This window comes from Bradyrhizobium sp. BWA-3-5 (assembly GCF_032917985.1).
In the GTDB taxonomy this organism is placed as follows: Bacteria; Pseudomonadota; Alphaproteobacteria; order Rhizobiales; family Xanthobacteraceae; genus Bradyrhizobium.
The window spans coordinates 7,541,469-7,555,970 of record NZ_CP136626.1 but is presented as its reverse complement, the minus strand read 5'-3'; the positions used below and the strand labels follow the sequence as shown (position 1 = coordinate 7,555,970).

The 14,502-nt window shown below is 64.8% G+C and carries 10 protein-coding genes; 6 read left to right on the top strand and 4 right to left on the bottom strand.

The features are described from left to right. Positions 1 to 75: 75 nt before the first annotated feature. A complete protein-coding gene (pyrE, locus tag RX331_RS36280; RefSeq protein ID WP_317254355.1) occupies positions 76 to 639 on the bottom strand; it encodes an orotate phosphoribosyltransferase in 564 nt (187 codons plus the stop codon). Between the two features lie 201 nt (positions 640 to 840). Here pyrE and RX331_RS36275 point away from each other — a divergent pair, with 201 nt between their 5' ends. Further along, positions 841 to 1,467 (top strand): glutathione S-transferase family protein, encoded by a 627-nt coding sequence (locus RX331_RS36275; protein WP_317254354.1) that lies wholly within the window; start codon positions 841 to 843, stop codon positions 1,465 to 1,467. A 147-nt stretch (positions 1,468 to 1,614) separates the two neighbouring features. Here RX331_RS36275 and RX331_RS36270 read toward each other — a convergent pair whose 3' ends face one another. Then, positions 1,615 to 2,250, bottom strand: a complete 636-nt coding sequence (locus RX331_RS36270) for a LysE family translocator (protein WP_317254353.1) — start codon at positions 2,248 to 2,250, stop codon at positions 1,615 to 1,617. A gap of 228 nt (positions 2,251 to 2,478) precedes the next feature. On the opposite strand from RX331_RS36270, the gene RX331_RS36265 reads away from it, so the two are divergent. Further along, positions 2,479 to 3,480 carry a D-cysteine desulfhydrase family protein gene (locus RX331_RS36265; protein ID WP_317254352.1) on the top strand — a complete coding sequence of 334 codons (1,002 nt, stop codon included), beginning with the start codon at positions 2,479 to 2,481 and terminating at the stop codon, positions 3,478 to 3,480. Between the two features lie 15 nt (positions 3,481 to 3,495). Here the strand turns inward: RX331_RS36265 and polA are convergent, their stop codons facing one another. Beyond that, positions 3,496 to 6,576, bottom strand: a complete 3,081-nt coding sequence (gene polA, locus RX331_RS36260; protein ID WP_317254351.1) for a DNA polymerase I — start codon at positions 6,574 to 6,576, stop codon at positions 3,496 to 3,498. Between the two features lie 229 nt (positions 6,577 to 6,805). Further along, the gene (locus tag RX331_RS36255) at positions 6,806 to 7,858 is read right to left on the bottom strand and encodes an acyltransferase family protein (RefSeq protein ID WP_317254350.1); all 1,053 of its coding nucleotides are present in this window, start codon (positions 7,856 to 7,858) and stop codon (positions 6,806 to 6,808) included. Positions 7,859 to 8,038: 180 nt separating this feature from the next. Here RX331_RS36255 and RX331_RS36250 point away from each other — a divergent pair, with 180 nt between their 5' ends. From RX331_RS36250 to RX331_RS36235, 4 genes are all read left to right on the top strand, one after another. After that, positions 8,039 to 9,355, top strand: a complete 1,317-nt coding sequence (locus tag RX331_RS36250) for a UDP-glucose/GDP-mannose dehydrogenase family protein (protein WP_317254349.1) — start codon at positions 8,039 to 8,041, stop codon at positions 9,353 to 9,355. A 139-nt stretch (positions 9,356 to 9,494) separates the two neighbouring features. After that, positions 9,495 to 11,972 carry an ATP-dependent helicase HrpB gene (hrpB, locus tag RX331_RS36245; RefSeq protein ID WP_317254348.1) on the top strand — a complete coding sequence of 826 codons (2,478 nt, stop codon included), beginning with the start codon at positions 9,495 to 9,497 and terminating at the stop codon, positions 11,970 to 11,972. Positions 11,973 to 12,262: 290 nt separating this feature from the next. Beyond that, positions 12,263 to 12,766: a TIGR02281 family clan AA aspartic protease gene (locus RX331_RS36240; protein ID WP_317258328.1), complete on the top strand. Its 504-nt coding sequence runs from the start codon at positions 12,263 to 12,265 to the stop codon at positions 12,764 to 12,766. A 123-nt stretch (positions 12,767 to 12,889) separates the two neighbouring features. Further along, positions 12,890 to 14,389 carry a phosphomannomutase/phosphoglucomutase gene (locus tag RX331_RS36235; protein ID WP_317254347.1) on the top strand — a complete coding sequence of 500 codons (1,500 nt, stop codon included), beginning with the start codon at positions 12,890 to 12,892 and terminating at the stop codon, positions 14,387 to 14,389. Positions 14,390 to 14,502: the final 113 nt, after the last annotated feature.

Below are 14,502 nucleotides of genomic sequence, written 5' to 3'. Positions count from 1 at the left end.
CCTGGCTCGCGCCACGCGTCTTCGTTCCAACACCGGATGGTTCGCCACGACACCGCGTGCGACGAGCGCGAGCGCTCACCCCTTCAAGAATTCACCCGCCTTGTACAGCGAGCGGAACTCGAGCCCGGCCTCGGCAAAGGCCTCGGTGGCGCCTTCCTCGCGGTCGACCATGGTCAGCACCAGCACGATCTCGCCGCCGGCCTCGCGCACCGCCTCGACCGCCTTCAAGGCCGAGCCGCCGGTCGTCGTGACGTCTTCGACGATCACGATGCGCTTGCCCTTAAGGCTCTCGCCCTTGGCGAGCCCCTCCACCGCCAGGCGGGCGCCATGCTCCTTCGGCTTCTTGCGCACGAAGAAGGCGGCGATCGGATGCCCCTTCAGCCAGGAGAGCTGCGCGATCGCCCCCGCCAGTGGGACCGCGCCCATCTCCAGCCCGCCGATGAAGTCGAGCCTGTCGTCCTTCAGCGCCTCATAGGTCAGTTCGGCCAAAAGCGCCGCGCCCTCGGGGTCGAGCATGGTCGGCTTGAGGTTGAAGTAGAAATCGCTCTTGCGGCCCGAGGCCAGCGTGATCTCGCCGCGGCCGAACGAGCGCTTGCGGATGATCTCGGCGAGGCGGGCACGGGAGGCTGATTTGGACAAGGCGGTTTTCCTAAGGCGCGTCTTCAGGCGGGGCGCAATCTATCGGCGCTCGCGGGCACATTCCAGCGCCGATCCGGCGCCGTCAACAGGGCACGGTGTCGTCATCCGCGAAAGCAGATGACCCCGTATTCCGCGGCGGCGGTTGTAACGCCCGCAAGTTCCGGGGTACTGGATACGCCGCTTCCGCGGGGTATAACAAAAATGACGATCGAACTGCACACCTGGAACACGCCGAACGGCCGCAAGATCTCGGTTGCGCTGGAGGAGATGGGGCTGCCCTACAAGGTCATCCCGGTGAACATCACCAAGGGCGAGCAGATGGCGCCCGACTTCCTCAAGCTCAGCCCGAACAACAAGATCCCGGCGATCGTCGATCCCGACGGCCCGGCGGGCAAGCCGGTCAGCATTTTCGAATCCGGCGCGATCCTGCTCTATCTCGGCGAAAAGACCGGCAAGTTCCTGCCCAAGCCGCTGGCCGAGCGCATCCCGGTCTATGAATGGCTGATGTGGCAGATGGGCGGCTTTGGCCCGATGCCCGGCCAGGTGCACCATTTCATCGCGCTGGAGAATGAAGCCGATCGCGCCTATGGCCTCAAGCGCTACATGGCCGAGACACGCCGGCTCTATGGCGTGCTGGACCGCCGGCTCGACGGGCGCGACTTCGTCGCCGGCGAACTCTCGGTCGCCGACTTCGCCATCCTCGGCTGGGCCTGGCGCCACCCGCGCCACAAGGTGGAGCTGAAGGATTTTCCGAACGTCGAGCGCTGGTACAACGCCCTGATGGCGCGTCCCGCGACCAAGCGCGGCATGGAAGCGAAGCTGGATTGATGCCTTATCCCTCGCCCCGCTCTTGCGGGGAGAGGGTCGGGTGAGGGGCTCTCGCCGCAAGAACGACTCGTGGAGAGTGCGGTACCCCGTCACCCGGATTGCTTCGCAATCCGACCTCTCCCCGCAAGCGGGGCGAGGTTAGAAAGGTCACCCCCGCTTCGCCTCGAACGCCAGCTTCACCGCAAGCCCCGCCAGCACCGTGCCCATCAGCCAGCGCTGTACGAGCAGCCAGGTCGGCCGCGTGCCGAGAAAGAGCGCGATCGAACCGGCGGCCAGTGCGATCATCGCGTTCACGGAAACGCTGATCACGGTCTGGATCGTCCCCAGCACCAGCGACTGCGTCAGCACGCTGCCCGCAGCGGGGTCGATGAATTGCGGCAGCAGCGCCAGATACAGCATCGCGATTTTCGGGTTCAAAAGATTGGTAACGAACCCCATCGCAAACAGTTTGCGCGGGCTATCGGCCGGCAGCTTCTTCACCTGGAACGGCGAGCGTCCATTGGGCTTGACCGCCTGCCAGGCCAGCCACAGCAGATAGGCGGCGCCGGCGAAGCGCAGCGCGTCATAGGCGTAGGGGACCGCGAACAACAGCGCCGTGATGCCGAACGCGGCGCACAGCATGTAGAACACGAAGCCGAGCGCGACCCCGCCGAGCGAAACGATCCCCGCCGCCGGGCCTTGCGTGATCGAGCGCGAGATCAGGTAGATCATGTTCGGCCCCGGCGTCAGCACGATGCCAAGCGAGACCAGGGCGAAACCGAGCAGCGTAGGCAGATGGGGCATGGAGACTCGCAGGAAAGGTATGCCTGCGTTCTTAACGTGCGTGGGCCCGCAATGTCATTTCGCAAATTGCTCCGAGTGCAATTGCCGGTGCGATGGACCGCGCGGGCCTTCATCGTTCGCTTGGATGATGCACCGTCGTCGATGGCGGCTATAATAAGAGCCGGAAAGCTCTTGTTGGAAACTCCTTGCAAGTCAGGCGGCGGAACGATGCCAAATGATCGCAGGCCCTTGTCCGATCGGCTCAAAGCATTTCCCCGTCTGGGCCTGGCAAACCTGCCGACGCCGCTCGAGCCGATGAAGCGGCTGACGGCCCATCTCGGCGGGCCGCGGCTGTGGGTCAAGCGCGAGGATGCGACCGGGCTCGGCTTTGGCGGCAACAAGCTGCGCAAGCTCGACTACGTCCTGCACGAGGCGCTCACAAGTGGCGCCGATACGATCGTCTCCGGCGGCGTCGGGCAATCGAACAGCCAGCGGCAGGTGGCGGCGGTTGCCGCCAAGCTCGGCCTCGCATGTCATCTGGCGGTCTACCATGGCCGGCTCGAAGCCCCGACGGCGGAATACAAGACCTCGGGCAACGCGTTTCTCAACCGCCTGTTCGGCGCCCATCTGCATGACGTGCCGTGGACCGGCGACCGCAACGCCGCCATTCGCACGCTCGTCAGCGATCTTGAGGCGAAGGGACACAAGCCGTACTTCGTGCCGTACGGCGTGTCGAATGCGCTCGGCGCTGTCGGCTACGCCACGACGATTGCCGAGATCGAGCCGCAGGCCGCGCATTTGGGTTTCTCACCATCAGCCATCGTGCATTGCACGGGAAGCGCCGGCACGCAGGCCGGTCTCGTGGTTGGCGCGGCCGTGGCCATGCCGAACACGCGCATCGTCGGGATCGATATCGACGCCGAGCCTGCGCGGGTGCGCGCCGATGTCGTGGCGTTTGCGCGGGAAGCGTCCGACCTGCTCGATGTTCCCTTCGACGAAACAAGTGTAGAAGTCGTCGCCGGGCATGCGGGGCCTGGCTATGGCGTGCCGCACGAAGCCACCATCGAGGCGATCCGGCTCGCCGGCCGGCTCGAGGCGCTTCCGCTCGATCCGGTCTATTCGGGCAAAGGGCTCGCCGGCCTGATCGCTTTGATCCGCCAGGGGCGCTGGCGCAGGGACGAGGATGTCATTTTCCTGCACACCGGCGGCGCGCCGGCGCTGTTCGCCTATCAGAGCGCGCTTGGAATTTGAATCAGCATCCTGCCGTTAGTGCGCCTCGTCCCAATTATTCGCCGCGCGGGCATCGACCTGCAGCGGCAGCGATAGCACCACCGCCGGGAACGGCGCGTCCTGCATGACGTGCTGGACCACCGGCAGCGTCGCCGCCACTTCGTCGTCGGGCACTTCGAAGATCAGTTCGTCGTGCACCTGCAGCAGCATCTGCGCCGACAGCTTCTTCTCAGCCAACGCGTCCTCCATGCGGATCATGGCGCGGCGGATGATGTCGGCGGCGGTGCCTTGCAGGCGCGCGTTGATCGCGGCGCGCTCGTTGAAGGAACGGATCGAGGCGTTGGAGGCCTTGATGTCGGGGTAGTGGCACTTCCGGCCGAACAGCGTCGTGACATAGCCGTTGGTCCGGCAGAAGTCGCGCGTCTCGTCCATATAGGCGCGGATGCCGGGAAAACGCTCGAAATATTTCTTGATGTAGGCGGAAGCTTCCTCGCGGGCGATGCCGAGCTGGTTGGCGAGGCCGAAGGCGGAGATGCCGTAGATGATGCCGAAATTGATCGCTTTCGCCCGGCGGCGCACTTCGCCCGGCATGTCCTTGATCGGCACGCCGAACATTTCGGACGCCGTCATGGCGTGAATGTCGAGCCCGTCACGAAACGCCTGCTTCAGCACCGGGATATCGGCGATCTCGGCGAGCAGCCGAAGCTCGATCTGCGAATAGTCCGCGGACACCAGCTTGTGGCCGGGCGTCGCGATAAAGGCGCGGCGGATTTTCCGGCCGTCCTCGGTACGAACAGGGATGTTCTGCAGGTTAGGCTCGTTCGACGACAGCCGTCCCGTGGTGGTCGCCGCCAGCGCGTATGTCGTGTGCACGCGGTGGGTCTGCGGATGCACATAGGTCGGCAGCGCGTCGGTATAGGTCGATTTCAGCTTCGAGACCTGTCGCCATTCCAAGATCTTCTTGGGGAATTCGTGGCCCTGTTCGGCGAGGTCGTCGAGGATCTGCGCCGAGGTCGACCATGCGCCGGTCTTGGTCTTGGTGCCGCCGGGTATGCCCATCTTGCCGAAGATGATGTCGCCGATCTGCTTGGGGCTGCCGACATTGATCGGCTCGCCCGCAATCTCCTGAAGCTCGGCCTCGACGCGCGCCGCGGTCTGCGCGAAATCGCCCGACAGCCGCGACAGCACCTGCCGATCGATCGAGATGCCGCGCCGCTCCATCCGCGCCAGCACAGTGACCAGCGGCCGCTCCAGCGTCTCATAGACCGTCGTCATGTGCTCGGCCAAAAGCCGCGGCTTCAGCGCGCGGTGCAGCCGCAGGATCACGTCAGCGCTTTCGGCGGAATAGGTGGTCGCCTTGTCGATCGCGACCTGGTCGAAGGTCAGCTTGTTTTTGCCGCTGCCGACGAGGTCGCCGAAGCTGACGACGGCATGGCCGAACCAGCGCTCGGCGAGCTGCTCCAGCGCATGCGAGCCGCGGCCGGCATCGAGCGCATACGACATCAACTGCGCGTCGTCGATGTTGCGCAACGTGATGCCGTGCTGCGCCAGCACCACGGCGTTGAACTTGATGTTGAAGCCGATCTTGAGCAGCCCTGCGGATTCCAAGAGCGGCTTCAGCGCGGCCAACGCGTCGCCGGCCTTGATCTGGTCCGGCGCCAGCCCCGCGTCGAACAGGCCCGCGCCGCCGCCGGATTGCTTGTGGGTGAGGGGAACGTAGCAGGCATCGTTGGGGCTAAGGGCCAGCGCGATGCCGCAGATGTCGGCCTGCATCGGATCGTCGGAAGACGCCTTGACGTCAACAGCGAACGTGCCGGTGTCGTAAGCGCGCGCAATCCAGGCCTTCAGTTCATCGGGGGTGCGGATGGTCTGGTATTTGTTGCGGTCGACCGGAAGTTTACGCACCGCTTCGGCCCGCGCGGCGGCAAGGGAGATCGGCGTGCCCTTGGGGCTCGCGGCCTTGTCCTGCTTGTCAGATCCCTTGACCGGCGCGGCTCCCTTGCTCGACGGCGGAACGGTCGCGGCGCCCGGCGCATCAAACAGCGTCGCGTCTTCGGCGTAGCCTTCGGGTTTGTCGCCGGATGGCGGCACCGCGAAAACGCTGGCACCGCTCTTGTTGCCAGCATCCGGTTCGATCTCGGATGGATCGATCTGCGAATATTCGGCAACGCGGCGGGTGAGGGTGGAAAATTCCATTGCCTTGAGGAAAGCGATTAGCTTGCGGGCATCCGGCTCGTGCACCGCGAGGTCATCGAGCGGCACCTCGAGATCGACCTTGTCGTCAAGCAGCACCAGTTGCCGCGAGATCCGCGCCTTCTCGGCATGCTCGATCAGCGCCTCGCGCCGCTTCGGCTGCTTGATCTCGCCGGCGCGGAACAGCAATTGTTCGAGGTCGCCATATTCGATGATCAGTTGCGCTGCGGTCTTGACGCCAATGCCGGGCACGCCGGGCACATTGTCGGTAGAGTCGCCCGCCAGCGCCTGCACCTCGACGACCTTCTCAGGCGGCACGCCGAATTTCTCGATCACTTCTGATATGCCGATCCGGCGATCCTTCATGGTGTCGTACATGGTGACGCAATCGGTCACGAGCTGCATCAGGTCCTTGTCTGATGATACGATGGTGGCGGAAGCGCCGCGCTCGCAGGCGATGCGGACGTAGGTCGCGATCAGGTCGTCGGCCTCGAAGCCGACCTGCTCCAGGCAGGGCAGGTCGAAGGCGCGCACGGCTTCGCGGATCAGCGCAAATTGCGGGATCAGGTCGTCAGGCGCCGGCGGCCGGTGCGCCTTGTAGTCGGGATAGAGCTTGTTGCGAAACGTGATTTCCGACTTGTCGAATACGATCGCGAGATGCGTCGGCCGGTTATCCTCAGGCATGTCGCGGAGCAGCTTCCACAGCATGTTGCAGAAGCCGAGCACGGCATTGACCTGCAGCCCGTCGGATTTGCGGTTGAGCGGCGGCAGCGCGTGATAGGCGCGGAAAATGTAGGAGGACCCGTCCACCAGGAACACATGGTCGCCCTTGCCTGGTTGTTTGGCGGCGGGCTTTGCTGGGTCCTTGGCTGGAACTTTGGCGGGGGCGGGCTTGGCGGCGGCTTTGGGGGCTGTTTTCGGCATGGCCGAAATTTAGGGATTTTTGCAGGGAATGACAGCCTTGGGAGGGGGATTTTCAGCCCAATACACACTTGTCGTCCCGGCGCACTCCTGTCATCACCCGCACACACCTGTCATCACCCGCGAAGGCGGTGATCCAGTACGCCGAGACGGCCGCTTTCAATTGGGAGAGCCCGGCGTACTGGGTCGCCCGGTCGAGCCGGGCGATGACAGCCGAGATGTGGATATAAACCTACTCCGCCGGCTGCAGCGTCGGGGCAGCCTTTTTCGGTGCGATCCAGAAGGAGGCGGGGCGCTCGAACAGGAAATCGGCGCGAACCGCCAGCGCCAGCCGCCAGATCACGACGGCGCCAGCGACGCCGGCCAGTGTGACGATCAGCGAGATCGCGCCGATATCGGCGATCACGCCAGTCTTCAGCAGCAGCGTCCGCGTCACCGCCATCGGCAAGAAGAACGCGAGGTAGATGACGATCGAGTGCTCGCCACAATAGCGCAGGAAGTTCAGCCACTGCATCCGCGCCAGCAGCGTGCCCATCACGATGATGGCGCCGGCACCGGCGAAGCCGAGCGCCAGCGAGACGAGCGGCAAGTGGCTATAACCCGCGGTCACGAGGCCGCCATTGACGAGTGCCCACAGCACAAGGCCAATCAGCGCCAGCACGGGCTTCTCGCGCGAGCGGTCCGACAGCGCGAACACGTAGGAAGCAAACAGATAGCCGGAATAGAAATAGACGAAGCGCGCGCAGAATTCGTCGATCACCGTCCAGCCGGTCGCCGCATGCGCCATTTCCAATGCGGCGGCGACAACCCAGATCGCGAGCGGCAAGATGCCGCGTGACAGTTTTGTGACGACAAAGAAGATCGGCAGCAGATAGATGAACCAGAGGGTGCCGAACGGCTCGATGAAGGATTCGAGATACAGGGTGCCGACATGCCGCCAGCCATGTTCGGCGGCGAAGGACGGCGCCTTGAAGCCGAACTGGATTGTCATCCACAAGACGTAAAAATATGCGAAGTGCACGACCTTGCGGTCGAGATAGGTGCGCCAGTCGCGGTCGATCACGACGGCAAGGAACAGGCCCGAAATCAGGAAGAAGTCCGGCATCCGGAATGGCTGGGCGAACATGACGAACGCATGCATGAAACCGGTGTCGCCCGCCGCCTTTTCCACCCCCAGCACCGAATGCATCATCACCACCATGACGATGCAGATGCCCTTGGCATAGTCGACCCAGTCGATGCGGGTGGAACGTTCAGGGGCGGGAGGTGTGCCGTTTGAAGTCATCGGTGTCCCTTTTCAGCGCGAGGTGGCCGCATCTTCGGCCCGATCCGTTGCTTTCCCCTTTATCCATACAAATGACATGCCGGGGACCGCTCCGCTTTTCCGGTTTCCCCTTTGGTGAAAAATGCTCTAAGACGCCCGAAAATCGGGGTTGGCGTTAACCATTCAACACGGGTTGGTTTCATGCGGATCACCATGATTGGCACGGGCTATGTGGGGCTGGTATCCGGCGCCTGCTTTGCCGATTTCGGCCACCACGTCACCTGCGTGGACAAGGATGCCGGCAAGATCGAAGCCCTGCGCCGCGGCGAGATCCCGATCTTCGAACCGGGGTTGGACGCGCTGGTCGCCTCCAATGTCAAGGCCAAGCGGCTGGATTTCACCACCGACCTGGCGGCGCCGGTCGCGGACGCCGACGCGGTCTTCATCGCGGTTGGAACACCCTCGCGGCGTGGCGACGGCCATGCCGACCTCACTTACGTCTATAGCGCGGCGCGCGAGATCGCCGCCGCCCTGTCGGGCTTCACGGTGGTGGTGACGAAATCGACCGTGCCGGTCGGCACCGGCGACGAGGTCGAACGGCTGATCCGTGAAGCCAATCCCTCGGCCGACGTGGTGGTCGCCTCCAATCCGGAATTTTTGCGCGAGGGCGCCGCGATCCGCGATTTCAAATTCCCCGACCGTATCGTGATCGGCACCGCGGACGAGCGCGGACGAAAACTTCTCGGTGACGTCTACCGGCCGCTGTCGCTCAACCAGGGCCCCCTGATGTTCACCGCGCGGCGCACTGCCGAACTGATCAAATACGCGGCCAACGCGTTCCTCGCCACCAAGATCACCTTCATCAACGAGATTGCCGATCTCTCGGAGAAGGTCGGCGCCGACGTGCAGGAAGTCGCGCGCGGTATCGGGCTCGACAACCGTATTGGCTCAAAATTCCTGCATGCCGGCCCGGGTTTCGGCGGCTCATGCTTTCCGAAGGATACCCGCGCGCTGGTCAAGATTGCGCAGGACCACGACGTGCAACTGCGCATCGTCGAGGCCGTGCTCGGCGTCAACGACAACCGCAAACGCGCGATGGCGCGCAAGGTGTCGAATGCCGTCGGCAGTCTTCGCGGCAAGACCGTCGCCGTGCTCGGCCTCACCTTCAAGCCCGATACCGACGACATGCGCGAGGCGCCGTCGATTCCGCTGGTCACCGGCCTGCTCGACATGGGCGCGAAAGTGCGCGCGCATGATCCGGTCGGCATGGAGCAGGCCAAGAAGGAACTGCCTGATATCGAATATTGCGACGACCCCTATGAATGCGTGAGGGGGGCCGACGCCATGGTGATCGTCACCGAATGGGTGCAGTACCGCGCGCTCGACCTCGACCGGATCAAGGCCGCGATGGCGCAGCCCGTCGTGATCGATCTGCGCAACATCTACCGCGCCGATGACATGGCGGCCCAGGGCTTCGTTTACGAAAGCGTCGGACGGGCGGCTGAGCCTCGGAACTAGCCGCAACCGCGGTTGTCATACCCCGAGCAGGCGGGGTATCCAGTACGCGCGCTCTTCGTAATCAGTAACGGCTGGGTTTACTGGATCACCGCTCCAGTGCGCAATTGCGCACAAGGCGGGTGATGACGGATCCGAGATATTGCCCCGTAGCTTCGACACGCCCCTTCCGATCGACGCGGTGCTCGACGAGCTCGACCGCACGCTCGCGGCGAGCAACACCGCCGTGCTGGTGGCGCCTCCCGGCGCCGGCAAGACCACGCGGGTGCCGCTGGCGCTGCTCGATGCGCCCTGGCTGAAGGGCAAAAAGATCATCATGCTGGAGCCGCGGCGGATTGCGGCGCGGGCCAGCGCGGAGCGGATGGCACGGACGCTTGGCGAACGGGCGGGGGAGACCGTCGGCTATCGCGTCCGCTTCGGCTCCAAAATTTCGCGCGCGACGCGGATCGAGGTGGTCACCGAGGGAATTTTTCCCCGGCAGATTCTCGACGATCCCGAATTGAATGGTGTCGCCGCAGTGCTGTTCGACGAGTTTCACGAGCGTTCGCTCGACGCCGATCTGGGCCTGGCGCTGGCGCGTGACGCGCAGACGGGTTTGCGCGAGGATCTCCGCATCCTCGTGATGTCGGCGACGCTCGACGGTGCGCGCGTCGGCAAGCTTTTGGGCGATGCGCCCGTCATTGCCAGCGAAGGCCGCGCCTTTCCAGTGGAGACGCGCTATCTCGGCCGCAAGATGGATGCGCCGATCGAGCGTCAGATGGCGGATGCGATTGCGACGGCGCTGCGCGCTGATCCCGGCTCGGTGCTGGCGTTTCTGCCGGGCGCCGCCGAAATCCGCCGCACGCAGAATTTCCTCGCTGAGCGGGTGCATGACGCCAGCATCGAGATCGTGCCGCTGTTCGGTGCGCTCGAGGCGAGCGTGCAGGACCGCGCCATCGCCCCGGCGCCGAGGGGAAGCCGCAAGGTCGTGCTCGCGACCTCGATCGCCGAGACCTCGCTGACCATCGAGGGCGTTCGCATCGTCGTCGATTGCGGCTTGGCGCGGGTGCCGCGCTACGAGCCTGATATTGGGCTGACGCGGCTGGAGACCGTGCGGGCCTCGCGCGCTGCCGTCGATCAGCGTCGCGGCCGCGCCGGCCGCACCGAACCAGGCGTCTGCTACCGTCTATGGGACGAGCCGCAAACCGTTTCGCTCGCGGCTTACACGCAGCCCGAAATTCTCTCGGCCGATCTGTCCTCGCTGGTGCTCGATCTCGCGCAATGGGGCGTGCGCGATCCCTCCGCGCTGGCATTTCTCGATCCGCCGCCGGCGCCTGCGCTGAAGGAAGCCAATAGCCTGCTCCGCGAACTCGGCGCGCTTGATCCCGATGGCCGTATCACCGCCGAAGGCCAGAGCCTGCGTGCGCTGGCGCTGCCGCCGCGGCTGGCGCGCATGATCGTGGATTCGCACCGGCTGGGCGCGGGCGAGGAGGCGGCCGAGATCGCCGCCATCCTGACCGAGCGCGGCCTCGGTGGCGATAGCGTTGATCTCGATCACAGGCTGGACCAGTTCCGCCGCGACCGCTCGCCGCGCGCCAGTAGCGCCCGCAGCCTCGCGCAGCGCTGGGCGCAACAGGTTGCGACCGCGGAAGCCCCGTCGGTGGAATATACTTCGCCGTCCACCGGCATCATGCTGGCGCTGGCGTTCCCCGACCGCGTTGCCCGCAACCGCGGCAATGGCAGCTTCGTCCTGGCCAATGGCCGCGGCGCCGCCGTCGAGCAGACGTCGTCGTTGGCCCGTGCGCCCTATATCGCGGTCGGCGAACTGACCGGCACCGCTGCGCAGGGCCGCATCCTTTTGGCCGCGCCGATTGCGCAGGCCGATATCGAAACGCGCTTCGCCGATCAGATCGAGGACGCGGTAGAGATTTCGTTTGATCGCGGTGCGATGGCGCTGCGCGGGCGCCGCAAGCGGACGCTGCACGCGATCACGCTGTCGGAGGCGCCGGTCGCGCTGTCGCCATCGGCGGAGACCGCGCGCATCTTTGCCGCCGGCCTGGTGGCTGCAGGGCTGGACAAGCTGCCGTGGTCGAAAGCGCTGAAACAATGGCGCGACCGCGTGATGTTCCTGCGCAAGGCGGAAGGCGATAGCTGGCCCGACCTGTCGGATGCGGCGCTCGCCGCTGAGGCCGAGAACTGGCTGGTGCCTGCGCTCTACGACAAGACCGCGCTGAAGGAGCTCTCCGCCGGCGATCTTTCCGACGCGCTGATGGCACTGCTGCCCTGGGAGCTGCGCGCGCGGCTGGAGCGCGAGGCGCCGACGCATTTCGAGGCGCCGACCGGTACCATGCTTGCGATCGACTATGAGGCCGCGCAGGGCCCGACCATCGCCGTGCGGCTGCAGGAATTGTTCGGGCTCAACACCCATCCCTCGATCGCCAGGGGCGCGGTGCCGCTGGTGTTGGAATTGCTGTCGCCGGCACAGCGTCCGGTGCAGGTGACGCGCGATTTGCCGGGCTTCTGGCGCGGCAGCTATGCCGCCGTCCGCTCCGACCTACGCGGCCGCTATCCCCGCCACCCCTGGCCGGAAGATCCGGCCAGCGCGCTGCCGACGCGCCGCGTCAAGCCGCGCGGGACGTAATGCCCCTGGACTCCCTCTCCCCGCTCTTCGCGGGGAGAGGGTCGGGGTGAGGGCTCTCTGCGAAATGATTTCTGTTGATAGACCTGTACCCCCTCACCCGGATCGCATCTGCGATGCGATCCGACCTCTCCCCGCAGGCGGGGAGAGGTTGAAGAGACCACCGTTAACCCTTCACTCATCCTTTTCGCCAAAATGGCAGCCTCGGCCGCCGTAGTTAAGTCGCGGCTTGGCGGCGGGCGTGGTGATATCGGCGGTCTGGCAGTTAAGTGTGTGGCGTCATGCGTAACCTGATGATTCTTGCCGCCGTTCTGGTCGGCCTCGGCACCTACATGGCGCAACTGGCCAGCAGCATGTCGCCGGCCCCGGCGGCCGCCAAATCATCCCCGAAACTGATGCCCGCTCAGACCGTCGCGCAGGCCTCCGGCCGCAGCCTCGACATTCCCCGCGACGCGCGCGGTCATTTCGCGGCCGACGGCCGCATCGACGGCCAGCGCATCAACTTCATGGTCGACACCGGCGCTTCGCTGGTGGCGCTGAACGAAAAATCTGCCGCGCGGTTCGGCCTGCGTCCCCTGCGCAGCGACTACAACGCCACGGTTTCCACCGCCAATGGCAGCGTCAAAGCCGCGCGGACGCGGATCGCGATGATTGAGCTCGGCGGCCTCGTGGTGCGCGACGTCGACGCACTGGTGCTGCCCGATGAGGCACTGTCGGAGAACCTGCTCGGCCTGTCGTTCCTGTCGAAGCTGAAGCGCTTCGAATATGCCAATGGCCGGATGGTGCTGGAACAGTAAGGTTACCCTGCTACCAAACCGCCGCAATTAGCCCTGACAAGGCGCCGGTCCGCCTATCGCCCGGCCCGCGCACGCGCTATGGCTGCGGCGTTCCCATCCGCTTTTCATGACAAGGCCGATTTCATGTTTCCAAAGCCCAAATCCGTGCTGGTTCCGAATACTTATGCTTATGAATCCGGACCGATGGTGAAGGCAACCGGCTTTCGCGAGTATGACGCGCGCTGGCTGTTCGAGAAGGAAATCAACCTGATGGGCGTTCAGGCGCTGGGCATGGGGCTCGGCGCGCTGATTGCGGAACTTGGCGTCAAGCAGGAGATCGTCACTGGCCACGATTTCCGCGGCTATTCCGCCTCGATCAAATACGCGCTGATTTCCGGCCTGATGGCGGCGGGCTGCAAGGTGCACGACATCGGGCTCGCGGTAACGCCGATGGCCTATTTCGCGCAATTCGATCTCGACGTGCCCTGCGTTGCGATGGTCACCGCCTCGCACAACGACAATGGCTGGACCGGCGTCAAAATGGGCGCCAACCGTCCCCTGACCTTCGGCCCCGACGAGATGACGCGGCTGAAGGAAATCGTGCTCAACGCCGAGTTCAAGAACAGGGCCGGCGGCGCCTATCAATTCCACGAGAATTTTCCGGCGCGCTATATTGCCGATCTCACGGGCCGCCCAAAACTCAAGCGCAAGCTGAAGGTCGTGGCCGCCTGCGGCAACGGCACAGCGGGCGCCTTCGCGCCGCAGGTGCTGGAGGCGATCGGCTGCGAGGTGATCCCGCTCGACACCGAGCTCGACCACACTTTTCCGAAATACAATCCGAACCCCGAAGACATGGAGATGCTGCACGCGATCCGCGACGCCGTGCTCCAGCACAAAGCCGATGTCGGCCTCGGATTCGACGGCGACGGCGACCGCTGCGGCGTGGTCGACAATACCGGCGAGGAAATCTTCGCCGACAAGGTCGGCGTGATGCTGGCGCGCGACATGTCGGCGATCCACAAGGATGCCCAGTTCGTGGTCGACGTGAAGTCGACCGGCCTGTTCGTGACGGACCCGGTGCTGCAGAAGCAGGGCGCGAAAACCGCCTATTGGAAGACCGGCCATTCCTACATGAAGCGCCGCACCAACGAGATGGGCGCGCTGGCGGGGTTCGAAAAATCCGGCCACTTCTTCTTCAACAAGCCATTCGGCCGCGGCTATGACGATGGCCTCGTCTCGGCGATCGCGATCTGCGAGATGCTCGATCGCGCGCCCGATAAGTCGATGGCCGACCTGAAGAACGCTATACCGAAGACCTGGTCGTCGCCAACGATGTCGCCGCATTGCGCCGACGAGGTGAAATACGGCGTTGCCGACGCCGTGGTGAAGCACTTCGAGAAGCTGCAGAAGAAGGGCGAGAAGGTCGCCGGCCAAAAGATCCGTGACCTCGTCACCGTCAACGGCGTGCGCGTCACGGTGGAAGACGGCAGCTGGGGCCTGGTGCGGGCGTCATCGAACAAGCCGGAGCTGGTGGTCGTCGTCGAGAGCCCGGTCTCCGAACAGCGCATGCGCGACATGTTCGAGGCGATGGATGGCGTGCTGCGCACGCATCCGGAAGTCGGCGAGTATAATCAGAAGATTTGAAGGAAGGGCACGCAGCCGCCTCACCCACAACTGTCGTCCTCCGCGAAAGCGGGGGACCCAGTACACCGCGGCTTCTCGGCCCTGGCGCTGACGTCTCTGGAATACTGGATCGC